The following is a 25,710-nucleotide window of genomic DNA, read 5'->3' on the forward strand; positions in this document are numbered from 1 at the left end:
GCACGGCGCCCCTCCTCCGGGGCGCCGTTTTTCGTGAGGTCAGTTTTGGACCGCGCGCAGGATCGCGACACTTTCCTTTAATCCAAACCGTTCCAGTTTGACGTAAAGCGTGCTTTTGGCGATCCCCAGATCACGCGCGACAGAGGTCAAATTGCCCTGATGCGCCCGGATTGCGGACATGATGGCCCCGCGTTCGGCCAGTTCCAAGGGGCTGATCCCCGCATGATCAGGCGGGGGGATGTCAGAGGTCAGATCATTTGGCAGACCAAACTCAGACGGCAAATGTTCCGCCTCCAAAAGGTCGCCATCGCAGACCAAAAGACTGCCTTCCAAGGCGTTGCGCAATTCGCGGATGTTGCCCGGCCAATCATATTGCTCCAAGGCGCGCCGCATCCCGTGCCCGATCTGGGGAACCGGGCGGTCATACCGTGCCGCGATCTGCGCCAGAAAATACTCCGCAAGCGGCACAATATCGCTGCGCCGGTCGCGCAATGGCGGAAGCGCCAAAGACGTCACCGCGATCCGATAATACAAATCCATCCGGAACCGCCCCGCTTGCACCTCGGCTTTGAGGTCTCGGTTGGTCGCGGCGATCAGGCGAAAGCGGACTTTGCGCGGATGGTTCTCACCGATGCGGCAAATCTCGCCGGTTTCCAGAACGCGTAACAGATGCGGTTGCAGATCGAGAGGCATCTCGCCGATCTCATCCAAAAACAATGTGCCGCCATCGGCGGCTTCGATTTTCCCCATCATGCCGCCACGTTTGGCCCCGGTAAAGGCACCCTCTGCATAGCCGAACAATTCGCTGGTCAGCAGTTCGCGTGAGAACCCGCCGCAATTGACCGCCATGAACGGGCCCTTTTGGTCCGGCCCCATGTCGTGAAACGCATGGGCAAAAGCATCCTTGCCGACGCCGGTTTCGCCCAACAACAACACGGGAACCGAGGCTTTCGCCAGTTGTCGCGCCCGGTTCAGCGCCGCCACATAACGTGGCGCGGCCCCGATCAGGCGGTTAAACGCATCGGTTGGTGCGGAGTTCGGGCGGGGGACGTCGTGTATTTTGCTGCGTTGCACCAAGGCATTGCGGTCGGGCAGTACAAGGATCGACCCAAGACGATGTCCCTGCACATGGACGGGTTCGATCCAGTCCTGATCCACCCAAGACGGCATTTTCTCGGGCACGAGCTTGCCGTCCCGCCACGGCAATGTCAGGTCGCGAATGGTAAGGGCCGGATCATTGCGGCCTTTCGCCAGTTGCGTCATCAACGCGGCGGCACTGTCATTGGCTTTGACGGCGCGGCCTTGACGATCAAACACGATCAACCCGTCGCTTCCGGCGTTGTTCAGCCGGTCGAGATAGTGATCAAGCAGCCGATACCGCCATTTCATTTCCTGACGCGCCAGACGGTTTTCGATCCGTCCAGACGCGGCGACAGCCAGCGCCAGCGCGTGACGGCTGTAGCTATCCGTCAGACCGGAAATGTCAATCGCGCCAAGGATTGTATGGCTGATCGGATCGCGGATCACGCTGGCCGAACAGGACCACCGTTTGATCCCGGAACAGAAATGTTCGGAGGAATGAATTTGAATCGGTTGGCCGATTTCAAGCGCGGTGCCGATTGCGTTGGTTCCACAACTGGCCTCACTCCAACTTGCACCGGGCATCAGGTGAATGTTTTCAGCCGGATCACGCAAAGAGGTGTCGCCCTCAATCGACAAAACCACACCTGCCGCATCGGTCAGCACCATGACGGTTCCGGTTTCGTACAGAAAATCGCGCGCAGATTGCATCACCGAGACGCTGGCCTGTACAAGCTCCGTGTTGGTTTCCAAGAGGCCATACAGAGGATCACCATCAAGGGGAACCGGGGCCTGATCCCGTGTGGGATCGACCTTGCCCTGGCAGCGGCGCCAAGAGTCGTCGATCAACCGACGCAGCGCATCAGAACCGGGTTCATCGCCTTGTAGAAACCGTTCCCAAGATGTCATAATTTGCCGGTCATTCTCTGGACGTGAAAATGTCTGGCGCAAGGCGGTTCCCGGCATTGCAGTTCTCCTCCCAGTGTTGCGTGAGTGGTGGCTGCTTCCTCCCCGAAACAGATGGTCCACCAGCCAAGACAGCGACCGAGATCGCCTCTTTACGCATTTTTATGGCGGTAGTTTAACAGCCTTTGCCCTCTCCACCACAATTATTGCGTTTTGGCCTGTCTGTGCGCGGGCTCCATGGGCCCTGCGCGACTGGGTCTTTGAGGCTTTCTATTTCGTTGCGACGCATATCGTGCGTGTCGTACAGCGCGCGCCTTTTCAGCCGTGATGCGGTCGTCGTCACCGCGTTTTCTCTGCGCGCAATCTGGCGCAACCGTCCGATTTTCGAACGCTCCACGCAATGTGCTCAGACCGGAAACCGGACGCTTTGGTGAGGAGGTTTGGAGCGCGTTCTCCGCAAGCCGTTGTTTGGCCTGAAAAGTCGTTTGTGGAATGAAACCTGCTTCTCTTTTGGGTGGATGGATGGAGGAAAACCGATGACAACGCCCGAAAACCTTGCTGTTTTGGCGCGCCCTGCGGATGTGGGCCGCGTGCCTGTGACCCTGTTGACCGGGTTCTTGGGAGCCGGAAAAACAACGCTTTTAAACCAGCTCATGCGCCTGCCCGAAATGGCCTCTGCGGCCGTTTTCATCAATGAGTTCGGTGAAATTGGCATTGATCACCACCTTGTTGAGCGAATCGATGAGGCCTTGGTGATTCTCGAGTCTGGCTGTGTGTGCTGCTCGGTTCAGGGCGATCTGATCGCTGAGTTGAAACGGCTGCATGATCGCATGGCGCGGCGTGACATCCCGCAGGTGTCCCGCGTGGTGATCGAGACCACGGGTCTGGCCGATCCGATGCCGGTGGTGCGGGCCTTGATGGAAGATCGGTTTGTGTCCGCCCGTTTCCGGTGTGACGGGATCGTGACGGTGGTGGACAGTGAACATGCCTGTGCCCAGTTGGCGCATCATCGTGAGGCTCGGGTTCAGGTCAGCATGGCGGACCGTATCGTCTTGTCGAAAACCGACCTTGCACCGCGGGCCGCGCGGGCAGAACTGACCAAAGTTTTGATGGCGCTGAACCCTGCCGCGCCTCGGGTGAGCGCGGCGGAGGCGGTTGATGCGGTGGGCACTGTGTTGGGTGGCGGGCTTTATGCGCCGGAACAGATCCCGCAGGATCTTAATGGTTGGTTGCAGGCGCACATCCCATCAGGGTCGCGCGCGGAAACAATGCCCGTGCCGTTTCCCCGCGTAACACAAGACCCCCATAGCGGTCGCGTCCGCAGCTTTTCCATTCGCCTGCCGGAGCCGGTGGCCTGGCGGGGCTTTTCTGTGCGGATCGGGGAAATCCTTGCGCGCTGGTCGGGTCAGATTTTGCGCCTCAAAGGCATTGTGGCGGCTGAGGGGATCGAGACGCCAACAGCCATTCAATGCGTGCAGGATACGGCCTATGCGCCCGTGCATATGGCGCGCTGGCCAAAACAGGATGCGACCGGGGCACTGCGCGCGGGACAGGGCGCGGTGGTGGTGATTGGTGAGGATTTGACGGCTGAGGATGAGCAGGCAATCCGCGCACTTTTGACCGAGTTTCCGGCAGACAGATTGGCCCTGCGCCGCGCGGCGGCCCTGCCGGATTTGGCAACGCGCAACTGGCTCAACGAGCGGATGCCCTTGGCGTCACGACCGGGGATGAGCTCTGAGGCATTTGTGATCCAGCCGCGGTTTTTGCGTGATGCGCAAGGATCAGTTGCGTGATGGGGGTTTCGATAAACCCAAGGTCGCTCAGAGGGGCTGCCCATACGGATGTGACGACGCAGGAAGACGTATAATTTGATGCCCCAATATCGCTGCGCTGCACAGGCAGGCAAGGTGGCAAGGACCACAGGGGCGGGCAAAATGACAATCACAAAGGAGAACAACATGACCGGCATTCATATCGTGGGCAGTGGCCACACCGCGTTTGGGCGGCTCGATGCCCGAAGCCTGGAAGACCTGATCGTCGAAGCCACGCGCGAGGCTTTGTCGGAGGCTGGGATCAGCGGCAAAGACATTGATGCGGTGTATCTTGGACATTTCAATGCTGGCATGTCCGACGACGGGTTTGCCTCATCCTTGGTCCATCAGGCCGACGACCAATTGCGGTTCAAACCGGCAACGCGGGTTGAAAACGCCTGTGCCTCCGGGTCGGGGGCGGTATACGCCGGGATCGACGCCATTCTGGCCGGTCGGGCCAAGCGCGTTTTGGTGGTCGGTGTCGAAAAAATGACCCACCGCAGCACACCCGACGTGACCGCTTCGCTTGGCCGCGCCGGGTATCAAGGTGATCCGACCGAGGCCGGGTTGAGCTTTCCGCAAGTGTTTGCCATCGCGGCCAAAGCCTATGCCGAGCGCTACAGCGATCCGATGGCGGCCATGGCGCGGATTTCGTCGAAGAACCATAAAAATGCTCTGGCCAATCCACTGGCCCAAATGCGCCGTGACCTGAGCTTTGAGCAATGCAACGAGGTGACCGAAAAAAACCCGCTGATCGCGCCGCCGCTGCGCTTGTCGGATTGTTCGCTGATTTCCGATGGTGCCGCCGCCGTGGTGCTCAGTACCGATCCGGCGGCTCATGCGCGCAGTGCGCATATCCGCGCCGCCGTGCATGTGTCGGATTTTCTCCCCATGTCGCGGCACGATCTCCTGCGCTTTGAAGGTCCGAAACGGGCCGTGGCGCAGGCCTATGCGGTGGCGGGCATCAAGGTGGATGATGTGGGGTTTGCCGAGGTGCATGACTGTTTCACCATCGCGGAATTGCTGATGTACGAAGCGCTTGGCCTGTGTGAGGCAGGACAGGGAGAGACTGTGTTGGCGGATGGTTCTGTCTATCGTGGTGGGCGGTTGCCGGTGAACCTGTCTGGCGGGCTCAAAGCCAAAGGCCACCCGGTCGGGGCCACGGGTGTGTCGATGCATGCGCTGTCGTTTCGGCAATTGACCGGCACGGCGGGGGAGAGTCAGGTGGATGCCCCGCGCCTTGGAGTCGTGGTCAATATGGGTGGCGCGGCAGTGGCAAATTATGCCACCGTGTTGGAAACGGGCCACGTCTGAGCAAAGGTGTGGCTGAGGGGAGGAGCGCATGAGCTTGGCCGACCTGTCGGGGGGCTTTGAGGATCGGGTGGTCAGTGCCGTTTTGGCATCTGTGCCACAGCGCGCGCGTCATCGCCACGCTACAGCGCGCCGCTTGATCCGGTCCGATCTTGGGGCGGTGAACCCGCATACGCTGTTGGGTTCACTGCCATGAGAGGCCCCGGACTGCATCAGGTTCAATACCCGGCACAGCGGATGTCTCAGACGATGCAACGCGCGCTCAATCTGTTGCAAATGGACAATGCCGAACTGAGCGGTCTTTTGATCGAAGAGGCCGCGCGCAATCCCCATGTGCAGGTCACGCTGCCGATGCCCGAAGACCCGCCGCCGCGCAAGCACAGGCATTGGGGCACGCCCGGTCTCATGGCCGGGGCCGTCGATTTTGATCCTGACCGTGTCGAGGCTCAGGCGTCGGGTCTCTACGCCCATGTCCAAGCGCAGGTGGGGCTTCTTTTTAAAACCGCAAAGGAGCGCGCCATTGCCGAGGTGTTCATCTCCGCGCTCGATCTTTCGGGCTGGTTGGGCGAGACGGTGGAGGAGGTCGCCCGTGCGGCGGGCTGTGCGCCTGAGAGGGCGGAACAGGTGTTGCGCAGATTGCAGGGGGTTGAACCCACCGGGCTGTTCGCCCGGTCGCTGGCCGAATGTCTGAGCTTGCAACTGGCCGAGGCACAGGCCTTGGACGCCCCCATGCAGCGCTTGCTGGAAAACCTTCCGGCCTTGGCGCGGGGCGATACGGCGCTCTTGTTGGATCGGTGCGGTGTTGATGCCAAGGAATTGGGTCGTATGGTCGCGCTCTTACGCAGCTTTGATCCCAAACCGGGGGCTCAATTCGACTCCGACCCTGCGCCCCGTCGCGCGCCTGACCTTATCGTCAGCCGGGATTCACTGGACAGGTGGCAGGTGGTCATGAACCGGGCCAGCACACCGGAGGTCCAAGTGGCGCGTTTGGCCGAGCCGAGCAGCAAGGAGGGTTTGGAAACCGCCCGATGGCTGGAACGTACCTTGTCGCGGCGCAACCAAATGATCCTGCGGGTTGCGGGCTATGTGATTGCGTTTCAGCACGCGTTTCTGGAACAGGGGCCGACGCAGTTAAAGCCATTGACCAACGCCGAGGTGGGCGCGGCCCTGAGCCTTCATGAAACGACGGTGGGGCGTATCCGCACCGGGCTTTTGATGCAATTGCCCGAGCGCGTGCTGGCGCTGGATGCGTTTTTTGGCCGGGGGCGCGTGGCGTGTCGCAATGGCGGCAGTCTGGCGGGGGATGCAATTGTTGCCATCATCCGATCCCTGATTGCCACTGAACCGTCAAAGGCGCCGTTGACCGACGCTCAACTGGTGGACGCCCTTGCCCTGCATGGCATCACGGTGTCGCGCCGGACATTGGCCAACTGGCGCAAACGTGCCGGGATTGAGACCGCCTCAGACCGCAAATGCGCCAAATAAGCCGCTCCGCCCTAAACCGAAGGCATGACAAACCATTATGCCGTTTCCTACCGCGATCTTGAAGAGATCATGGCCGAGCGCGGGGTGAAGGTTGACCACGTCGCGCTGAACCGCCCGGGGGGCCAGTTTGCCCTCATGAGGGAGCGGAATGGGTGTTTTGCCTGAAATCTGTGGATTCAAGCAACCTCAACCACCCCGTTTCCAGCGTCGGCGGGCGGTCGCTACCCGTGTGGCGGAGGGAGCCGACCCTGTGCGCCCCGTTATCGGGAAGGGTCGCCATCGGGATGAACCCATTCAATGGGCAAATCAAAGGCCACGGACCAATTGAAAAGCGGCGAGTCGTCAAGCGCGCTCCGCTCCGTATCCGAGTCCCGCACACATCCGCGCGCTCCTTCGAGCCGCCCAGATCGTCCAGACGTGCCGTTGTAAAGCGCGTAGCTGACACGCGCGTTGCGCGCAGGGGGACGGTCGAGCACAAGGCGTATGCGGCTTGGACCGGCCCGTTCAACCGCGATGATGTGGCTCTGTGGGTCATGCAGCGAAAACCCATACTGGCCGGGGTCGCGCACATGCTCGGTATCAAAACACAGCGGTTCCACAGGCACGTCAAAGTCGATCAAAACGGTGCTGTCCGTATGGGTCAGTCGGCGCGGCTGAAGCGGGTGCCAGCCTTTGCCCTCCTGCGCCAACCAACGATAGGCTTTGGCAAAAAGGGCACCATGCCGCCGGGTCGATGCGGCATCAATATGGGCCCAATCTATGTAATCATACTGATATTTTGGCCCCACCAGAACAAGCTGAGGATGGGTCAGCGCGGCCTGAAATTGCATCTGCGGCGTTCGAAAATGCTGCCGATCCCCGCTGCAATAGCCGGAAATGCTTGAGGTTTGACACAGCAGCATGGGCATCGGCTCCACCGTGTCAAAGATGTCCGAGAGCGCTGAGGAGAAATCCTGATGCCATTGGGCCAGAATGCGGTCGTAATCCGAGGTGCCTTGCGCCCCGTCGGTTTCACCATGCAGCACCAAAATCGCGCCAAACTGGACGTCCGGCACATGGGTCTTGGCCATCTGGGCTTGGGCGATCACCTGTTCAAAAACGTGGCTTGGCCCGCCTTTGCGCAGCGCTGCATAGGGCTGACCGGCCCAGCCTTGCCCGGCCAGAATGAGCGGGTCAGAAGAGGTCTGCAAGAGCTGTGCCGCAAAGCCGCTGGCGATGGTTTCCGTGCCGGTTTCGCGCAGAGGACCAAGCCGCGCGGTCAGCGGTTGGCCATTTTCCCCGACAGGACCGCCATCAAAACACAGGGCTTGATCCTGCGCCACGGGATCGACGCTCATCGCCGGGGCGCGTCCCGTCGCAAGACTTTGTCCAGTGATCAAAAACAAATGCGTCACTTGGATCTCATGGCAGAGGGTGGTTTGGTTTTGGCATCCGCGCCGCGCAGTCGGTGGCACTGAGCAAGGCGGGTTTGGGACAGGCGGGTTCTCTCAAAAAGGCTTTTTCAAGCCCCTTTGCCTGCACTCCGAGATAATGCACAAAGGCTTTCAACAGCGGCGTTTGATAGGTGCGGGACGGGTAGACCGCATAAATTTTACGTTCCGGGGACCGCCAGTCCGGCAGGACATTGACGATGTGACCGGCGTCAAGTTCGGCACGCGCGCTCCAGATCGAGGAATAGGCAAGGCCTGCGTCGGCCATCGCGGCGGCTGTTGTGGCATCCCCGGAGCGGGTGGAAATGCGCCATTTCACCGGGATGGTGACCGTGTTTTGCCCGTTTGATAGCCGCCAGTCTGTGATCGGGGGGCTGCCAAAAACCACGCATTCATGGGCGGAAATATCCTTTGGGTGGTCAATCGCAGGGGCGTTGCGCAGATATCCGGGAGAGGCGCACACAATCCGATAATCCGTCGCAATGGCCACCGCAATCAGGGAAGAACTCGGCAAAACCGCCTGACGAATTGCGAGGTCAACACCGGAATCAATCAGGCTGACGATGCCATCGTCATCGAGCAAATGAATGGACACATTGGGGTGTAACGCCTGAAAGCCGAAAACGATTTTGGCCAAAAACAGGCGGGCAAAAGAGGTGGATGACGTGATCGTAAGGGAGCCTGAAATCTCATCTTTGCGCGATTGAATGCTGTTTTCGGCCCTCTGTATTCCTTCAAGAATGACCCGGCATTGTTCATAAAAATCCTGCCCGCTTTCTGTCACCGACAAGCTCCGGGTTGAGCGCGTGATCAGGCGCACCCCCAACAGATCTTCAAGCTTTGAGAGTCGTTTGGAGACCAAGGCGAGAGAGAGGTTGAGGTCCCGTGCCGCCTGAGACAGCGACCCTGCCTCGACGATCGTTGTAAAGATGGTGAGATCCTGGATGCTGTTGATATGCGTTGAATAGGGGGTCTGTGATCGCATCTCGACGTCTCCTAATAAACTGACTTTACACAAGTTTTACAAAGTGAGGCGCGCAACGCGACCTGTGGGAGATGGCTATACTCAATAAGACCAGAGTACCAAATTGCTCAGTTCTGCAAAGACCCTATCCATTATTTGATGTGCCCTGACGTAAACGCGCTTGGTTCAGGGCAGGAATGCCTTGTGAATGGGCAGGTTGTCGATGGACCGCTCAGGGTGCAGGTCAGCGCCTCCCGCATTGTTGCTGAATCGTCAAGAATGCCTCGCCAAATGAGTGGCTACTGACCAACCCCACCACAGAGATACTGAAGTCACCCGGAGGCCGCACCCTGATCGGTGCGGCCGGATCACTCTGCGCCTTGGCGCAGATTTCTGTCATTCGAAAGGGATCGAAATGCCCACAGATGCCAACCCTGAACTGAATGCCGCCAAACTGGCGGCCCCTGATACCAAAATGACATCAAAGCTTTGGCGTACGCTTGTCATTCTTTTGTTGGCCCAATTTATGATGGCCGTCGATTTTTCCATTCTCAACGTGGCCTTGCCCGAAGTCGGCGCCGCACTTGGGTTTTCCTTGGGCGGGATGCAGTGGATTGTCACATCCTTTGCGCTCACAGCCGCCGGGTTTACCCTGTTTTTCGGGCGGCTTGGCGATTACCTCGGTCGGCGAAATCTTTTTATTGGCGGGATGGTCCTTCTGGGCCTCTCTTCGCTTGTGGGTGGCATGGCCGAAAGCCAAACCGTGTTGTTGTCGGCGCGTGTCATGCAGGGCCTGTCCACCGCCATGGTGACGCCCACCGCCCTCTCTTTGATGACCACGTCTTTCCCCGAGGGACCTTTGCGGGATCGCGCTTTGGGAATGAATGGGGCGATCATGTCCGCCGGGTTCACCACCGGGGCTGTTCTCAGTGGTGTGTTGCTGGACCTTTTGAGCTGGCGTTGGTTGTTCTTTGTCAACGTGCCCATCGCCGCCATCGTCGTGGTGTTCGCGCCGATGTTGATCAAAGAACCTGCGCGCGATCCCAAGGCCGGCAAGATGACGCTGGACATGCCCGGTGCGATCACCGTGACCGCCGCCGTTTTGTCGCTGGTCTACGGGATCACGGCGCTTGGCAACCACGGTTTGGAGGCCTTCCTTGGCATCGAATCCATGGTTTTGAGCGTGGTTCTGTTCGGTGTCTTTATCGTCATTGAGAAACGGTCGGCGGAGCCGCTTGTGCCGCTCAACATTCTCAAACGCCGCTCGGTTGCCCTTGGCAATATCACCGGCCTGTTGGCGTTCGCGACGGAAACATCGCTTGTGTTCCTCATGACGCTCTATCTGCAAGAGGTCTTGCAACAGTCGGGAACGGTGACCGGTCTGGCCTTTGGTATTCTCGGGGCGGGGACCGTTTTGGGTGGGGTGATGGCCTCTCGGGTCATCTCTTTGATTGGTCATCGTGGCACACTTCTTGCCGGATTCGCGCTTCAGGGCGTGGCCACAGCGGCGCTGATCCTCTTGACCACAAACCCCGGTTCGATCCCGCTGATGCTGATCGCCACCTTCCTTGGCGGTATCGGCAACATGTTGGCCATCGTTGGCTTTATGACCGCCGCCACCTCGGGTTTGCCGAACAAACAACAGGGGCTGGCCACGGGGCTTGCCATTCTGACTCAGCAATTCGGGATCACCATTGGCATCCCGATCATGAGCGCGATTGTGTCGGCGCGCATCCTGTCTCAGCCCGATCTCGACGCTTTGAGTGCGCCCGAGCGCATATTGGGAGGTGTGCTTTTTGCCATCGCGATCAACGTTGCGCTGGTTGTGCTGGGCTTTCTTGTGGCGCTGCTGCTTCGGCCAGATCAAGCGCCAGACGGTGCTGAGACCGTCACACAAAACTGACGCCACTGCGGGCGGGTCCGAAAGGTCCCGCCCGCTTCCTTTTATCCCTCTAACAGGAGCTTACCATGACACAAACCACCCCCTCATCAGGACCGTTCCAAAGGTCGAAAGACGCCAGACCGGCGATGTCTTCCTCAACCGATGGCGCGCGCTTGCCACGGCTCCCCTCCTTGACCGGATTGCGCTTTTTGCGGTCTTTCTATTTCATGTCACTCTTTTCACCTCGCCCTTGCCGCCCTATCAGCCGACGAACCCGTTCGGCGCGACGCCCGTGGGCGACACCATTGAGCAGCTCTTTCGCCAGCTTGGTTATGTCGGGGTGAGTTTCTTTTTCATTCTGTTCGGCTTTGTGACCACTTGGGCCACGCCCCAATGTTTTTCGATCCGCGGGTTCATGTGGCGGCGTATGCTCAAAATCTATCCACCACATGTTGTGGTCTGGGCGATCTCACTTGTGCTCTTCGCCGGTGTCTATACCTCGCCACAAACCGCCATTCTCAACCTGACGCTGTTCAACACGTTCAGCACGGACCCAACCGTCTACGTCAGTGTCAATCCACCGTCGTGGTCGCTTTCAAGCGATATGGTGTTTTACCTGCTGTTCCCGGTGCTCATGCCACTGGTGCACCTGATCCCGGAACAGCGCCTTGGGCAAAGCCTTCTTGCGTTGCTTTTGGGGATGTTGGCGGTGATCCTCATCACCACATATCTTGTGCCAAGCGAACCCAAATCGCCGATTTCTCCGATCTCCGGGACGCAGTTTTGGTTCAACTATATCTTCCCACTGCCACGCATGTTTGAGTTTGCAATCGGCATGGTGGCCGCTCGGATGTTGGTGTTGGGACGGTGGCCCCGGATCGACCTGTTGTCCTCTTGCGTGATGTTGATCGCCTCCATCGCGGTCGCCAAACATCTGCCGTTTCTGTACACGTTCGGCATTTGTTACGTCTTGCCGCTGACCGCCCTGATCACCGAATGCGCGGCGCGGGATCGTGAGGGGTGCTCTCCGATCTTCTTGACCAACAGGCTGACCCTCTGGCTTGGTCAAGTCTCCTTTGGCTTCTACCTCTGTCAGGGTGTCAGTATTTTTTGGTTGAGCAAACAGCTTGGCCTACGGGATCTCTCGGTTGTCGGCGGAATGGCTGCCATTGCGCTTCCGGCGCGGGGACGGTTGATCGACGCGCCCATAGCGCGCCAGATAGTCAAGCAAAACCCGTATCCGCGCCGGAAGCGCGCTGCCGATGCCAAGCCGGACCGCATGAAAGGGTTCCAAATCGCCCGGATTGTAACTTGGCAGAACCTCGACCAAACGACCGGCTTTCAGGTCATCCTCGATGGTGAACCGTGCCAGCCGGGCAAGGCCGAGACCGCTCAAGGCCATGTGTCGCACCCCTTCGCCATCGCTGGCCTGAAGGCGCGGATCGGCGTTCAGGTCCATCACCTCGCCGTTGAGCGCAAAAGGCCAAGGTTTGTTTTTGCGCCGATAGGCAAATCCGATCAGGGTGCAGCCCGCCAAATCTTCCAGACATTGCGGCATCCCGACGCGGTCCAGATATGCGGGGGCGGCAACGACCAGCCGCCGTGAGGCCCCCAACGTGCGCGCCACAAGAGCCGAGGAGGGCATTTCTCCGGCGCGAATGGCAAGGTCGGCCTGAGCCTCGATCAAATCAACGACATGATCGGTCTGGCTGACCGTGATGGAGAGTTGCGGGTATTTGGCGATCAAATCGGGGAGGATCGGATACAGCCGATGTTGGGCATAAGAGGCCGATGTGGTGATGTGCACCGGCCCGGCCGGGGTCCGTCCCGCTCCGGCTTCGCGCTCTGCGGTGTGAAGGGCGGCCAGAATTTCAAGCACCCGTAAATGCAAATCCCGGCCCTCACTGGTAAGCGTCAGCGCGCGCGTTGAGCGCAGGACGAGCACAGCCCCGACGCGTTCTTCGAGCCGGGCAATGGTTTTTGAGACCGCAGACGGCGTCAATCCAGACGCGCGCGCTGCCGCCGAAAAGCTGCCTTCTGCGACTACCAGCGCGAAAATTTCCAGTGCTCTAAGCCGTCCGGGATCGCCAAGCATTGTGCCTACACTTCATAAATCCTGTTCCTTAGAGAGATATACTCTAAAATCGATGGCCATGACAGGGTGAGTGACATTTTCGTTTCACATCTTCGTTTCATGGAGGGGCCAAAATGCCACCTGCTCTCATCGCTCTCGCCCTCGGTGCCTTTGGCATCGGCGTTACTGAATTCGTCATTATGGGGCTGCTCGTTGACGTGGCCGACAGTCTCTCGATCACCATCGCCACCGCCGGCACGTTGATTTCTGGCTATGCGCTTGGGGTTGTGTTCGGCGCGCCAATTCTGACGATCCTGACCGCGCGTTGGCCGCATCGTCAGGTTCTTTTGCTTTTGATGGGGATTTTCATCCTCGGCAATCTCGCCTGTGCCTTGGCCCCAACCTATCAAACGCTTCTGGCGGCGCGGATTGTCACCGCTTTGACCCACGGCACATTCTTTGGCGTCGGCTCGGTGGTCGCGCAAAACCTTGTGTCACGAGAGCGCCAAGCCTCCGCCATTTCCATTGTCTTCACCGGGCTGACGCTGGCCAATGTTTTGGGGGTGCCGTTTGGCACATGGCTTGGGCAACACACCGATTGGCGCATGACCTTTTATGCGGTCGCCGCCATTGGCGTTGTCGCCGCTGTGGTCATGGCGGCGCTGTTGCCACGCAGCCATGCGCCAACAGAAATCAGTGATTGGCGCGAAGATTTGACCGTCTTGCGCCGTGGTAGCGTGCTGCGCGGATTGGCGATGACGGTTTTGGGCTATGCGGGCGTTTTCATGGTCTTTACCTATATCGCCCCGCTTTTGACCCGGACGGCGGGCCTGCCTGAGGCGGCCGTGTCGCCAATCCTTTTGGGCTTTGGCTGTGGTTTGGTGTTTGGCAATGTCCTTGGCGGGCGGTTTGCCGACCGGGCGCTTGGGCCAACCGTTTTGGGCAGTTTGGGCGTTTTGGCGCTGGTGCTGTTTGGGTTTGGATTTGCGGCGCAGGGGCAGGTGAGTGCCATTGTGTTGACCATTGCGCTTGGGGCCGCTGGCTTTGCCACCGTCGCTCCGTTGCAAGCCTGGGTCATGGCACAGGCCACGGGCGCGGGCCAAGCCCTTGTGGCCTCTTTCAACATTGCTGCCTTCAATCTGGGCAACGCGCTTGGCGCATGGGTTGGAGGCTCTCTTTTGGCGGCGGGGTTTTCATACGGCGATCTGCCCTTTGCTGCGGCTGTGTTTCCATTGGCCGCGCTTTTGCTCGGCACCATCTCGCTGAGGCGCGATGCCCGCGTTCCTGCCTAACACCTCATTTCTAAAGGACTATCATCATGGACTATCGTCAATTGGGCCAATCCGGTCTGCGCGTCCCCGTTCTGAGTTTCGGCGCGGGCACCTTTGGAGGCACCGGCCCGCTCTTTTCCAACTGGGGTCAAACGGAGGTGGATGAGGCGCGCGCGTTGATCGACCTGTGCCTCGACGCGGGGGTGACCCTGTTTGACACGGCGGATGTGTATTCCGCCGGTCGGTCCGAAAGCATTCTGGGTGCGGCCCTTGAGGGGCGGCGGGACGCGGTTTTGATCTCGACCAAGACGGGTTTGCCGATGGGCGAGGGGCCGGACGAATGGGGCGTGTCGCGTGGGCGCCTTGTGCGGTCGGTGGAGGCGGCGCTGAAACGTCTGCGCACGGACCGCATCGATATTTTGCAACTCCACGCCTATGACAGCCACACCCCGCCGGAGGAGATTTTGAACACCATCGACATGTTGATGCGGTCCGGCAAAGTGATCCATTGGGGGGTTTCAAACTATCCGGGATGGGCGCTTATGCAGCTTTTGGAGCGGGCCGACCAGATGAACGTGCCGCGCCCTGTGGTACATCAGGTCTATTACTCTTTGGTTGGGCGGGATTACGAATGGGACCTCATGCCGCTCGGCGCACATGAGGGGGTGGGAGCGATGATTTGGAGCCCGCTTGGATGGGGTCGTTTGACCGGCAAGTTGCGACGCGGAGGTGCGGTGCCCGCCGTCAGCCGTTTGCATGAAACCGCCTCAATGGGTCCGCCGGTCGATGACGTATTGCTCTATGACGTGCTGGATGTGCTGTTTGAGATCGCGGCTGAAACCGGGCGCAGCGTGCCACAGGTGGCGATCAATTGGCTCACCCGGCAACCCACGGTTTCGAATGTGATCATCGGCGCGCGCAACCGGGCCCAGCTTATGGACAATCTTGGGGCCGTGGGCTGGTCGCTTGAGCCTGAACAATGCGCCCGTTTGACCCGAGTTTCGGAACGCGATGCGGCCTATCCGGCGGCGCAGTATCGTCGCCAAGAAGGCTTTGCCCGCCTGTCTGCGCCGCTTGTGACGGCTTGAGCCAGAGCGACACCTGAGAGAAAGTTGGGGGCGGAGGTCGCCCCCTCGATTTTGACAGCACCGCGAGAGGCGGCAAGGATATTTCAATGATTGAACTTGACCATGTGACACTTCGGACCGCGCATTTGGCGGCAACGCGCCAATTTTTTATCGACCTTTTCGATCTGGAGGAGGGGGAGCGGCCCCTTGAGATCCAACAAATTCCGGGGCATTGGCTGTATTCCGGCGATGCGCCTGTGGTGCATCTCATCGGCAGCTATGGTCGCGGGACCCCCATTGATGGCGAGATCATTGATCACATTGCCTTTCGCAGACGGGGCTATCACGATTTCATCGCACAGCTCAAAGCGCGCCGTTTGCCTTATTCTTGTATGTCACTGAAAGGCTTGGCCGAGCATCGCGTGTTCTTGCGTGCCCCCGGTGGGCAATTGATTGAAACGGTGTTCCGTGGCGAAGATGCGCGCCGGGCCTTTGATGACCTTGGGTTAGAGCCGACCTACGGGTGACCCGAGGCCCCGTCAAAGGGGCATTCGCAGGTGCAGCAATCACGTTTTGGAAAGGATGTCTCAACACGGGGGACGACTACTCGAGATTTGGGAATCGACGTTTCATGAAGGCAGGGCGGTTTTGCAAAGCCCGACAGGAATTTTACGTCATCCCAATCTCGAAGGAGTGTCCCATGACCACAGTGTCCCGTCGCAGCTTTATTGGCTCCGCTTTCGCCGCAGGTGCGTCCGCATCCGGGGTGGCCATCCGACCCGCTCATGCCGACACATCGGCCGTCGCCCCCGCGCCAATTGGCGTGCAAACCGGCCAGCGGATCACGGCAGAGGGCGCGCGCTTTCAGGCGCTGCGCACAGGCAACAATCAGCGGTTTTTGTCGACACCAGACTATGTGCGCATGATCCACACGCCACAAGATGCGCTGTTGGCCACTCAGGAGGCGTTGGATCTGGGCAAAAAATTCACTGTCCGCTCCGGCGGGCATTGTTTTGCCGATTTTGTCTGCAATCCCGACACCGAAGTGATCCTTGATATGGCGCCGATGCGGGCGGTTGGGTTTGATGAGACGGTTGGCGCGTTTTATGCCGAACCGGGTGGGATGCTGATTGATGTCTATGAACGCCTGTACAAAGGCTGGGGGGTGACCCTGCCCGCAGGCATTTGTTATTCGGTGGGCGTTGGGGGACATATTGTTGGCGGCGGCTACGGGCTTTTGTCGCGCAAATATGGGCTGACCGTGGATCACCTCTCCATGGTGGAGGTGGTTGTCGTGGACGCACACCGACAAGCGCATCTGGTGCGCGCCAGTTCGGACCCGAAGGACCCGCACCATGATCTGTGGTGGGCGCATACCGGGGGGAGGGGGCGGCAGCTTTCTTTACCCTTGGCACCAGTATGACGTGCGCATCGATTGCCTCTGGCTTGCTGTCGAACTTGTGCCCGAGGGCCTCGCGCCAAGACCGCACACCCCGGACACACACACTGGCCAGTGTTGCCATTACTGAAGGAGACGACAGAGATGGATATTCAGAAAACCCCCAGCCGCCAGACCCCCACCCACCAAACCCCCGATGCCGGATCGCAGACCGGGACATCCCCGCTTTTGATCCCGGTGTTTGATCCCGAATGGGTGGCCGATCATCTGCGGGATGGCTATTGGCTCATTATGACGGATGTCACGACCTCAATCGGTAAACGTAAATAAATTGGTTTACCGATTGCCACGGGAAACCGAAAGATATAAGTTTACCGTGCATGTAACAGCGGAGGCCAAAGTGGCAAATCTAAGTTCAGTGGCACGGTCTGCCTATAGTGATCTCTTGCGTCTTCTGAAAGACGATATGGTCGCGAATGTGCGTGGCTCGCTTGTCACCAAAGAGCGCGGTGGCAAGGTTTATTGGTACGCGGCCGAAAAAATCGGCACCTCTGTCAAGTTCTGGTATATCGGGCCGGACAGTGCCGAGACGCGCGCTCGTGTGGACCGCATGAATGAGCTTCGCGAACGGGCCGCAGAGCGCAAGCTGGAACGTGCGCGGCTTGCGCGTCTGCTGCGGGCCGAAGGCATGACCCCGGTTGATCGCGGCACGGGCGGGTTGCTGCTCGCCATGGCAAAGGTCGGCACATTCCGGCTGGGTGGCACCCTGATCGGGACGAATGCCTTTCGCCTGATGGAGGGAGAGCTTGGCGCCACTCTTCCCCTTGGCAGCGTGGCCAACACCGGGGACCTCGACATCGCGCAATTCGAACGCCTGTCGCTTGCTTTGCAAGATGCGGTCGAACCATCGCTTGCCCAGACCTTTTCGGCGCTCAAATTCGATCCGGTTCAGGGTCTTGATCGCGACAGTGTCTGGCGGTGGCGACAAAGCGGCAAGACGGGGATGATGATTGAATTCCTCACCCCATCCTTTGACGCCGCCGAAGGCATTCGCGATCTCCCCGCTCTGGGCGTTAAGGCGCGGGCGCTGCATCACCTGAATTATCTGATTTCGGACCCGATCCATGCGGTTGCGCTCTATCGTGATGGGATTCTTGTGCAAATTCCGCGACCCGAGAAATTCGCCATCCACAAACTGATCGTGGCAGATCGCCGTCGTGACGGGCCTCAGTCCTTCAAGGCAGAAAAAGACCGTCAGCAGGCGGCGTTTCTGATTGAGACCATGTCCGAGGATCGTCCATCCGACATTTGGGATGCCTATGAGGACGCACTGGCGCGCGGTCCCAAATGGCGTGAGAGGATCGCACGGACGTTGGAACGTATGCCCGTCACACGCGACATCCTGATGGCGTGCAAGGCGGGATAGACCCCTAAGTCCGCTGAAGAGTGTTGGATTGGGTGGGTTGGCACCAGACGATGATTTCGGAAAACGGCAAGGTGACGCGGGTTGCGGCGGTTCTGGGGATTTCTCGTCCGACGCTTTATCGCAAGATGAAACAATACCATATTCGCAAGGCGTCCTCTTCCGAGGACTAAGGGTTTTGCGACATGCAAAGAGGCCACCCCAAGGGATGGCCTCTTTGTCTTTCTGTTTCTACCGTCAGGCGACTTTTTGAAGCCGATGAAATTGGGCGCGTGCATAGATCAAAGGGTCACCTGCGGTCTGAGCGACATCTTCGATGCGACCGATGAAAATCCGGTGGGTGCCGGAAACTGTTTCGGTCAGCACATCACACGACAGGCTGGCGAGCGCCCCCGGCAGGCGCGGCAATCCGCGCGGGCACTCTTGCCAATCGCCGATGTCGAACTTGGCAATCCCGCTGTGCCCATTTGCCCCGGCAAAGGTCATGGCCACATCACTTTGGTGCTGGGCCAGCAAATGCACGCTGAAACGACCAGACCGGGTGATTTCCGAACAGGTGCCGGTGCGGTTGTTGACACATACCAAAAGGCTCGGCGGGGCGTCGCTGACGGAACAGACCGCCGTGGCGGTGATGCCGCGCCGCATCTCGCCGGTTCCGGTTGTGATCAAGGTCACCGCCCCCGGAAACAGCCCCATTGTGGTGCGAAAGGTTGCTGTGTCGATGGTCATGTCATGCGGCCTGTAGGCTTGTGAGATATTCTTGCGCAGCGGTTGGATCGGCAAACCACGGGAAGAAATCACGCGGGTCGTCAAACCCATTCGCGATGCGATGGGCCAGTCCCGGCAGAACCTGCGCCGAACCCATGATGTCCAGAACAAAAGGCGGCGGGGGCAACAGCATCATGTTGGTCCAACGCACAACCCATTGAGCATACTGCCAAAACCGCTCAAACGTGGCTTGCATCCAAGCGGCATCAAAGGGGTGATCCCCATGCTGTTCGCCATGGCGCAAGATCGCATCCAGGTAGATCCCAGCCGCCTTGGCGGCATTGTTCGCGCCCTGACCCGTGATCGGATCGTTGAGACAAACCGCATCGCCCATCCCCAAAACCAGCGCCCCAGACGGCAGGGTGCCCACGGGTTTGCGCACGGTTGGCGGGAACCGTCCGGCAAGGATACCGTCCTCATCCGTGAGTTCGATGGTGCGGCACCGATCTGCTTCCCAAGGTAGGAATGTGCTGAGAATGTCCTTCGATTGGGTGAGATGTTCAGCGGGTGTTTTGACATCGCGCCAGCAATCCATCGGGCCACCCGGCACACCTTCAAACACCATGATTTCGCAGGGACCAGATTTGGTCAGCGCAGGAAACACGAAATATTCGCCCACGCCGGGGATGAGGTTGAAACTGACGGCCGAAAAGTTTTCGCGGGGCGTCATGCCATGCACATAGGTCAGCGCCAGCGCGCGTTGCGGCGCGTCAAAGGGCGACCGCTCCGCATCCCGTTCAAACAGCTTGCCGATATCACCTTTGCCGGAGGCGACAATCACCAAATCGGCGGCTTTTGCTTCGGCTTCGAGCATCGGGATGTCGGCCTGCGTGATGATCAATTTGCCGCCCAAACGTTCGAACTCCGCAAGCCAGCGCGGCATTTTCACCCTTTGGTCGATGGATTGGGCTTTTTGATCAAGACGCGAGGACCATTCGATGACCTTGCCCGGCCCTTCGGGATTGGGAACGGAAAAGGAAATGCCTTCCACCGGCGGGCAGTCGTCTTCCCAAAAGTTGATGCCAAGGTCGCGCTCCAACGTGAGGGCGGCGTCAAACTGACATTGCGATGAGGTCACGCGCCCATGGGCGATCTCATTGGCGGTGCGATCTTGGATCATTTTGACGTCATAGCCCTTTTGCAAAAGGCCAATGCCAAGTTGAAGGCCGGACTGACCGCCGCCGACGATTGTGATGCGTTTCATAGTGTCTCTCCTGTTGGTTTTGCTGTGCGTCAGTCGATGAGGCGTGGGATGGCGGGGGTTTTCCCCTCTGGTCCCATGGTGGTGTAGCCGCCATCGACGCGAATATCGGTGCCGGTGATAAATCCGGCCTCGTCTGAGCACAGGAACATGATGGCGTTTGCGACCTCTTCCGGGTCTCCTACGCGGTCAAACAAATGATAGTCGGCACCGACTTTGTCGGTTTTCGCGCGGTCGCCGCCGGTGAGATTGTCCATGATGTTGGACCAGGTCCAACCGGGGGACACCGCGTTGACGCGGATGCCATCGGGGGCCAGATCCATCGCCTGATTGCGGGTCAATTGCAGGATCGCCGCCTTGGACACGGGATAAAGCCAGCGGCCCGTTTGTGCGACGCGGGCCGATATCGAGCCAAAATTGACAATGGCCCCTTTGTTTTTCGCAAGCTGTGCACGGGCGGCCTGCATCAGCATCACCGACCCGACAAGGTTCACATCCAAAGCTTCGAGCCATTCGGCGCGCGTGCTTTCAACCCCGTTGTCAAGATATGTGGCCGCCACGTTGACGATAAAATCAATCCGGCCATAGGTGTCGACAGTGCCTTTGACGAGGGCGTCGATATCCGCATCTGAGCGCAAATCCGCGCGGATGAAATGCACGCCATCGCTCTGTAGCTTCTCTCCATTTTCCGCGTCAATATCGGCCACGACCACCTTGACGCCATGTGATTTGAACGCGTCGACCACAGCAACGCCAATTTTCGTGGCACCACCGGGAATGATCGCGACTTTGTCTTTCAGACCGCGCATTTTGTGCTCCCTGTTGTTGGTTTTATAAAAAGAAAGCTTGCGGAGAGTGGGGGGGAAGGCGCTATCCTGATCGCGCGAGGAGAGTCCATATTGCGAAAAAATATGCTTTAGACCTAAAATAAACTGCCGCACTGACGTCCTAAATGACCATAATCAGGGGAGGCGCATGACTCGTTTCGATGGACAGCCAGCAACGGAGGGCTTGCCTTTGGGGGCGCATCCGCTGTTTTCGAGTGACGATTTGGATGAAACCCGCGACTGCGTGGCGCGGGTGTATTGCGATCATCGTTTGGAAACCATCGGGTCCGGTCGTCTTGCGGCGCGGCACAACCGTCTTGCGGGGCGGTCCCTGTCCATCAATGTCATGACCTATGGGGCAAAGACCCTGATTGCGCCGGGCGAGCTTGAGCGGTTTTATCTGTTTCAGGTTCCAATCCGTGGCTCGGCGTCGGTGGCCAATGGCCCGAACCGACATGAGATCGGCGGCGGGTTTGGCGGCGTGCTTAACCCGGATGCGCAGACCTGCATGATCTGGAGCGAAGACTGCGTGCAAGTGCTGGTGCAGATTGAGAAGACCGCATTGCTCGCTGCGGCGCGGGCCGAGTTTGGCCTGCCGTCTGGTCAGGCGCTTCATTTTGACGGCGCAAATGACATGCGTGACGGCGAGGGGCGTGCCTTTATGAGCGTCTTAGACTTTGTGATGCGCGAAGCCGAACAGGGGTCCAATCTGATCGGTGGCGACACGCTTTTGGCGCGTCAGCTTGAGCGCACGTTGATGATTGGGGTGTTGCAGACGCAGACCCATAATCTTGATCCGGTGATGGGCGGGGCGGCTGGGCCGGTTCCGCGCGTGCTGCGCCGCGCCGAAGAGTTCATGCGCGAAAACCTGCACAATCCGATCATGATTGAAGACATCGCGCAATCTGCAGGGACCAGTGTTCGGACCCTGCAAAGCATGTGCCGGGCGAGATATGGCCGCGCACCGATGACGGTTTTGCGCGATCTCCGGCTTGATCAGGCGTGGGAAGATTTGTCGAACCCCGAGCCGGACACAAGCGTCACGACGGTGGCCATGGCGCTTGGGTTCTTTCACCTTGGTCGGTTCTCCGAGCATTACCGTAGAAAATTTGGCTGCACGCCGATTGAAACGCTGCGGGCGGCCAAACGTCCGTAAGGCAATCAGGCGGGTTCGGGCATGTCGTCCCACCAGGTTTCATCCATCTCCGGGTGCGGGATCGCGGACAACAGGCTTTTGGTGATCTCGGATTGCGGGTGCTCAAAAACGTCTTCGACCGGACCTTGGTCGACGATGACACCATGGTGCAAGACCACGACTGTATCGCAGAGATGGCGGATCACGGATAAATCGTGGCTGATAAAGGCCAAGGTGAGCCCCATATCCCGCGCCAGATCAGCCAAGAGAGTCAGCACCTGTGCCTGACTGGACACATCGAGACCAGAGACGATTTCATCGGCCAAAATGAACCGCGGTTCCAAGGCGATTGCCCGCGCAATGCCCACACGTTGCCGTTGTCCGCCAGACAGTTCATGCGGATAACGATCTGCAAAATGCGCAGACAGGCCGACCTTTTCCAATGCTGTGATGGCATCGGTCCGATCCCCACCCCGGCCATAGCGTTTCATCGGTTGGGCTATGATGCGCCAAACCTTGTGACGCGGGTTGAGCGAGGACATCGGGTCCTGAAAAATCATTTGAAGATCGCGGCGCAGCGGTCGCAATGCGGCCTCACCGAGCGCGCCAATGTCTTTGCCATCAAACAAAACCTGACCAGACTCGGGGGCCAACAAACGCACCAGAATGCGCCCAAAGGTCGACTTTCCCGATCCGCTTTCACCGACAATCCCGGTGATACGCCCCTCTGGAATCTCAAGACTGAGACCTTTGAGAACCTCGACACGCGGGGCGGGGCCAAACAGGGGTTTATGGGCGCGATCGGCAAAAGACAGGCGCAGATCGCGAATGGAAAACAGGGCAGGGGGAGTGGGCTGCGTCATCTGGTTCATCGGCGACCTCTCTGAGCAAAAAGGGCATCTGCGGCCACTGTGTCGCGGTGCAATTCGGCGATCAGCGCCGAGGGCACCGGTTGAAACGGCCGGGCGCTGACGTTTGGCGTGGGCGTCGCGGCAATGAGTGCTTGCGTGTACGGATGCGCGGGGTTTTCAAAAACGGTATGTGTGGCGGCGTCCTCGATCACACGTCCGGCAAAGAGCACGGTGACTTTTTGGCTGATCTTGGCCACCACGCCCATATCATGGGTGACAAACAAAACGGCGGTGCCGGTTTCGCGTTGCAATTCACGAATGAGACGCAGGATTTGCTTTTGAACCGTGACATCAAGCGCGGTGGTGGGTTCGTCGGCCACGATCAAGCGCGGGGAGGGCGCAAAGGCGGCGGCGATCAAAATCCGCTGGCGCATGCCGCCGGACAGCTCATGCGGATAACTGTGCATCACCCGGTCCGGCGCGCGAATATGCACCCGATCCAAAAGCTCGCGGGCGCGGGCAAGCGCGCGCTGATGGCTCCAGCCGTGAATCCGGATCAAGGGATCAGTGATCTGTGGGCCGATTTTACGCACCGGATTGAGCGCGGTCAGTGGATCTTGCGGAATGAGGGCGGACATTTTGGCCACGGTGCGGCGGCGGGTGGCCGGGGTCATCGCATTGAGATGCGCCCCCTCCAAGAGAATTTCGCCTTCTGTCATTTTGATCTTATGGGGAAGAATGCCAAGGACGGCTTTGCCGATCATCGACTTGCCCGCGCCACTTTCGCCCACAAGGGCGCGCACCTCGCCGGGTTCCAGTTGCAGCGACACGTTGCGCAAAAGCCGTTGGCCACGGGGCAGGGCGATGTTGAGATTGATGATGTCGAGCGTGTGGGTGTGGGCTGTGGTTGAGGTCATTTGAGCACCGGATCGAAACGTTGTTTAAGACCTTCGCCAAGTGTTGAGAAACTCAGAACAGTCATGAAAAGGGCGATCAGCGGGAACAAAAGCACCCACCATGCAAAATGAATCGCGCCTCGCCCTTCGGCGATCATCGACCCCCAGGTGGGATCATCCGACGAGATCGACAGATTCACAAAGCTCAGGATCGCTTCGACAATCACCGCGATGCCCATTTCCAACATCAAAAGCGCAATGATCGACGGCATCACATTGGGCAAGATTTCACTGACCAAGGTTGCGGCGCGCCGCGCGCCGCCAATCCGTGCGCTGTCGACGTAATCCATGCGGGCCTGAACCATGGTTTCGGCCCGGATCACCCGCGCGAACCGGGTCCAGTCAATCAGCGCAATCGCGGCGATGACGGAGCCAAGCCCGGTGCCCATCACGGCCACCAAAAGCACGGCAAACAGGACCGGCGGAAAGGCCATCCAAATGTCGACCAACCGCGAAATCACCCGATCCGCCCAACCACCGTAAAAGCCCGCAATCAGGCCAAGGGCAGAGCCAAAAATCCCCGTGGTCGTGGCGGCGATCAGACTGACGAAAAGGGCAATGCGCGCGCCGTAAATGATGCGCGACAGGACATCGCGGCCAAGGCTGTCGGTGCCAAGCCAATATCCGGGTTCGCTGCCGTCCATGAAAAACGGCGGGAGGCGTTCCAGCATGAGATCTTGTGCCAGCGGGTCATGCGGCGCAATCAGTGGCGCAAGCAGAGCCGCCGCCGCAATCACGCCGATCCACAACAGTGGCAACCACAACCGAAAGTTGGTGTCGGTGAGGATCAGCCGGGGGGAATTCGTGGTGACATCAGCCATGGCGCAACCTCGGGTTCAGGAATGTGTAAGAGAGATCGACCAAAAGGTTGATCACGGTAAAGAGGGCAGCAAAGAGCAACACGATGCCTTGGATGAGCGGAAGATCCCGGTTGATCACGGCATCAATGGCCATGTTGCCAAGGCCTTCAAAGGCGAACAGGCGTTCGACAATCACGGTGCCGCCGATGAGAAAGGTGAACTGAACCCCCACAAGCGCCAAGGTTGGCAAAGCGGCATTGCGCAGCGCTTCGCGCAAGATCACGGCGGTCTCCGAAAAGCCGCGCACCCGCGCCAGCGTCGTGTAATCCTGCGTCAACGCCTCTTTGAGGTTCTGTTTCAACAGTTGCGCGATCATCGCGGCCAAGGGCAGCGCCAGCGACATCGCGGGCATCAACATATGCGATAAGGTTGAGCCAACGACGTCCAACCGCCCCCGCAGAAGCCCTTCGAAAATGTAGAAATTCGTTGTGAAATCAATGTCGATGCGGGGGTCGACGCGGCCTGAGATCGACAGAACCGGCCACAGCACACCAAACACCAAAACAAAGATCAGGCCCCAAAGAAAATCCGGCACCGACAAAACCGCACCGCTTGTCAGATCAAGCCCGACCTCTGTCCCCGTGCCACGTTTGCGCGCGCCGATCACGGCGACAAAGCCGCCAAGTGCGACAGCGAGCAGAAGTGCCAATGTGGACAGTTCGAGTGTCGCGGGCAACCGGCCCAGCACAAGTTCGGCCACGGGTTGGCGTAGGGTGATGGAGGTGCCAAAATCGCCCTGTATCACGCCGCCCAGCCAAATGATGAATTGTTCGGCCAGGCTTTTGTCAAAACCATAGACCGCGTTGAGGGTGGCAATGTCTTGATCCGTCGCGCCGGGCGGGAGCATCATGGCAATCGGATTTCCGGGCGCAACGCGGACAAGGATAAAGACCACAACGGCCACGCCAAAAAGCGTAATCGCAGTCGTTAACAGCCGCACAAAGACGGTTTTCAGGAGCATGGGTTTCTCACATGAATTAGGACCCGGGCCGCAGGCTATGCGGACCGG

Annotated in this window: 24 protein-coding genes and 2 pseudogenes; 15 read left to right on the top strand and 11 right to left on the bottom strand. The window is 59.2% G+C overall.

The window, feature by feature from the left end:
* Positions 1–39: 39 nt before the first annotated feature.
* Positions 40–1,989, bottom strand: a complete 1,950-nt coding sequence (locus BLT54_RS16095) for a sigma-54-dependent Fis family transcriptional regulator (protein WP_245708035.1) — start codon at positions 1,987–1,989, stop codon at positions 40–42.
* 533 nt (positions 1,990–2,522) lie between these two features.
* Here BLT54_RS16095 and BLT54_RS16100 point away from each other — a divergent pair.
* The 5 genes and pseudogenes from BLT54_RS16100 to BLT54_RS22305 all read left to right on the top strand — a co-directional run.
* Complete coding sequence (locus BLT54_RS16100) at positions 2,523–3,779, top strand: CobW family GTP-binding protein (RefSeq protein ID WP_074646396.1); 1,257 nt, start codon at positions 2,523–2,525, stop codon at positions 3,777–3,779.
* Positions 3,780–3,944: 165 nt separating this feature from the next.
* Positions 3,945–5,111 (top strand): thiolase domain-containing protein, encoded by a 1,167-nt coding sequence (locus BLT54_RS16105; RefSeq protein ID WP_074646318.1) that lies wholly within the window; start codon positions 3,945–3,947, stop codon positions 5,109–5,111.
* A gap of 28 nt (positions 5,112–5,139) precedes the next feature.
* Complete coding sequence (locus BLT54_RS22630; RefSeq protein ID WP_176832905.1) at positions 5,140–5,304, top strand: hypothetical protein; 165 nt, start codon at positions 5,140–5,142, stop codon at positions 5,302–5,304.
* Positions 5,301–6,593, top strand: coding sequence for an RNA polymerase factor sigma-54 (locus tag BLT54_RS16110; protein WP_083351866.1), 1,293 nt, complete (start codon positions 5,301–5,303; stop codon positions 6,591–6,593). Before BLT54_RS22630 ends, BLT54_RS16110 begins: the two co-directional genes overlap by 4 nt.
* 36 nt (positions 6,594–6,629) lie before the next feature.
* A pseudogene (locus BLT54_RS22305) lies at positions 6,630–6,707 on the top strand (IS6 family transposase); the annotation flags it as partial.
* 146 nt (positions 6,708–6,853) lie between these two features.
* Here BLT54_RS22305 and BLT54_RS16115 read toward each other — a convergent pair.
* Both BLT54_RS16115 and BLT54_RS16120 read right to left on the bottom strand, forming a co-directional pair.
* A complete protein-coding gene (locus BLT54_RS16115; RefSeq protein ID WP_074646320.1) occupies positions 6,854–7,987 on the bottom strand; it encodes a sialate O-acetylesterase in 1,134 nt (377 codons plus the stop codon).
* Between the two features lie 7 nt (positions 7,988–7,994).
* On the bottom strand, positions 7,995–9,008 hold the full coding sequence (locus BLT54_RS16120) for a LysR family transcriptional regulator (RefSeq protein WP_074646321.1): 1,014 nt from the start codon (positions 9,006–9,008) through the stop codon (positions 7,995–7,997).
* A gap of 394 nt (positions 9,009–9,402) precedes the next feature.
* Between BLT54_RS16120 and BLT54_RS16125 the strand changes: the two genes are divergently transcribed.
* Both BLT54_RS16125 and BLT54_RS23140 read left to right on the top strand, forming a co-directional pair.
* Positions 9,403–10,890 (top strand): MFS transporter, encoded by a 1,488-nt coding sequence (locus BLT54_RS16125; protein WP_074646322.1) that lies wholly within the window; start codon positions 9,403–9,405, stop codon positions 10,888–10,890.
* A pseudogene (locus BLT54_RS23140) lies at positions 10,865–11,953 on the top strand (acyltransferase family protein); the annotation flags it as partial. The gene BLT54_RS16125 and the pseudogene BLT54_RS23140, both read left to right, overlap by 26 nt.
* 48 nt (positions 11,954–12,001) lie before the next feature.
* Here BLT54_RS23140 and BLT54_RS16135 read toward each other — a convergent pair.
* On the bottom strand, positions 12,002–12,964 hold the full coding sequence (locus tag BLT54_RS16135; RefSeq protein ID WP_074646324.1) for a LysR family transcriptional regulator: 963 nt from the start codon (positions 12,962–12,964) through the stop codon (positions 12,002–12,004).
* A gap of 113 nt (positions 12,965–13,077) precedes the next feature.
* On the opposite strand from BLT54_RS16135, the gene BLT54_RS16140 reads away from it, so the two are divergent.
* The 7 genes from BLT54_RS16140 (at position 13,078) to BLT54_RS16170 (ending at position 18,276) form a co-directional block, all read left to right on the top strand.
* The gene (locus BLT54_RS16140) at positions 13,078–14,235 is read left to right on the top strand and encodes an MFS transporter (protein WP_074646325.1); all 1,158 of its coding nucleotides are present in this window, start codon (positions 13,078–13,080) and stop codon (positions 14,233–14,235) included.
* A 26-nt stretch (positions 14,236–14,261) separates the two neighbouring features.
* Entirely contained in the window at positions 14,262–15,302 is a 1,041-nt protein-coding gene (locus tag BLT54_RS16145; RefSeq protein WP_074646326.1) for an aldo/keto reductase, read from the top strand.
* 86 nt (positions 15,303–15,388) lie between these two features.
* Positions 15,389–15,808, top strand: a complete 420-nt coding sequence (locus BLT54_RS16150) for a VOC family protein (RefSeq protein ID WP_083351868.1) — start codon at positions 15,389–15,391, stop codon at positions 15,806–15,808.
* 173 nt (positions 15,809–15,981) lie between these two features.
* Entirely contained in the window at positions 15,982–16,704 is a 723-nt protein-coding gene (locus BLT54_RS16155; RefSeq protein WP_245708036.1) for an FAD-binding protein, read from the top strand.
* Between the two features lie 120 nt (positions 16,705–16,824).
* Complete coding sequence (locus tag BLT54_RS16160) at positions 16,825–17,010, top strand: hypothetical protein (protein ID WP_074646327.1); 186 nt, start codon at positions 16,825–16,827, stop codon at positions 17,008–17,010.
* Between the two features lie 70 nt (positions 17,011–17,080).
* A complete protein-coding gene (locus tag BLT54_RS16165) occupies positions 17,081–18,106 on the top strand; it encodes a nucleotidyltransferase family protein (protein WP_074646328.1) in 1,026 nt (341 codons plus the stop codon).
* Between the two features lie 32 nt (positions 18,107–18,138).
* On the top strand, positions 18,139–18,276 hold the full coding sequence (locus BLT54_RS16170) for a helix-turn-helix domain-containing protein (protein WP_245708037.1): 138 nt from the start codon (positions 18,139–18,141) through the stop codon (positions 18,274–18,276).
* Positions 18,277–18,340: 64 nt separating this feature from the next.
* On the opposite strand, the gene BLT54_RS16175 is transcribed toward BLT54_RS16170, so the two are convergent.
* Genes BLT54_RS16175 through BLT54_RS16185 form a run of 3 tightly spaced genes read right to left on the bottom strand, consistent with a single transcriptional unit; the run spans position 18,341 to position 20,881 of the window.
* Positions 18,341–18,832 (bottom strand): flavin reductase family protein, encoded by a 492-nt coding sequence (locus BLT54_RS16175; RefSeq protein ID WP_074646329.1) that lies wholly within the window; start codon positions 18,830–18,832, stop codon positions 18,341–18,343.
* Position 18,833: 1 nt separating this feature from the next.
* Entirely contained in the window at positions 18,834–20,075 is a 1,242-nt protein-coding gene (locus BLT54_RS16180; protein ID WP_074646330.1) for a styrene monooxygenase/indole monooxygenase family protein, read from the bottom strand.
* A gap of 29 nt (positions 20,076–20,104) precedes the next feature.
* Positions 20,105–20,881, bottom strand: a complete 777-nt coding sequence (locus BLT54_RS16185) for an SDR family oxidoreductase (protein WP_074646331.1) — start codon at positions 20,879–20,881, stop codon at positions 20,105–20,107.
* A gap of 166 nt (positions 20,882–21,047) precedes the next feature.
* Here BLT54_RS16185 and BLT54_RS16190 point away from each other — a divergent pair, with 166 nt between their 5' ends.
* The gene (locus BLT54_RS16190) at positions 21,048–22,055 is read left to right on the top strand and encodes an AraC family transcriptional regulator (RefSeq protein ID WP_074646332.1); all 1,008 of its coding nucleotides are present in this window, start codon (positions 21,048–21,050) and stop codon (positions 22,053–22,055) included.
* Between the two features lie 5 nt (positions 22,056–22,060).
* On the opposite strand, the gene BLT54_RS16195 is transcribed toward BLT54_RS16190, so the two are convergent.
* Genes BLT54_RS16195 through BLT54_RS16210 form a run of 4 tightly spaced genes read right to left on the bottom strand, consistent with a single transcriptional unit; the run spans position 22,061 to position 25,662 of the window.
* Positions 22,061–22,906, bottom strand: coding sequence for an ABC transporter ATP-binding protein (locus tag BLT54_RS16195; RefSeq protein WP_083351870.1), 846 nt, complete (start codon positions 22,904–22,906; stop codon positions 22,061–22,063).
* The gene (locus tag BLT54_RS16200; RefSeq protein WP_074646333.1) at positions 22,903–23,802 is read right to left on the bottom strand and encodes an ABC transporter ATP-binding protein; all 900 of its coding nucleotides are present in this window, start codon (positions 23,800–23,802) and stop codon (positions 22,903–22,905) included. The genes BLT54_RS16195 and BLT54_RS16200 overlap by 4 nt, the downstream gene beginning before the upstream one ends.
* A complete protein-coding gene (locus tag BLT54_RS16205; RefSeq protein ID WP_074646334.1) occupies positions 23,799–24,662 on the bottom strand; it encodes an ABC transporter permease in 864 nt (287 codons plus the stop codon). Before BLT54_RS16205 ends, BLT54_RS16200 begins: the two co-directional genes overlap by 4 nt.
* A complete protein-coding gene (locus tag BLT54_RS16210; RefSeq protein WP_074646335.1) occupies positions 24,655–25,662 on the bottom strand; it encodes an ABC transporter permease in 1,008 nt (335 codons plus the stop codon). Before BLT54_RS16210 ends, BLT54_RS16205 begins: the two co-directional genes overlap by 8 nt.
* Positions 25,663–25,710: the final 48 nt, after the last annotated feature.

Origin of the sequence: Celeribacter baekdonensis, from assembly GCF_900102315.1 — a bacterium.
GTDB classification, from domain to species: domain Bacteria; phylum Pseudomonadota; class Alphaproteobacteria; order Rhodobacterales; family Rhodobacteraceae; genus Celeribacter; species Celeribacter baekdonensis.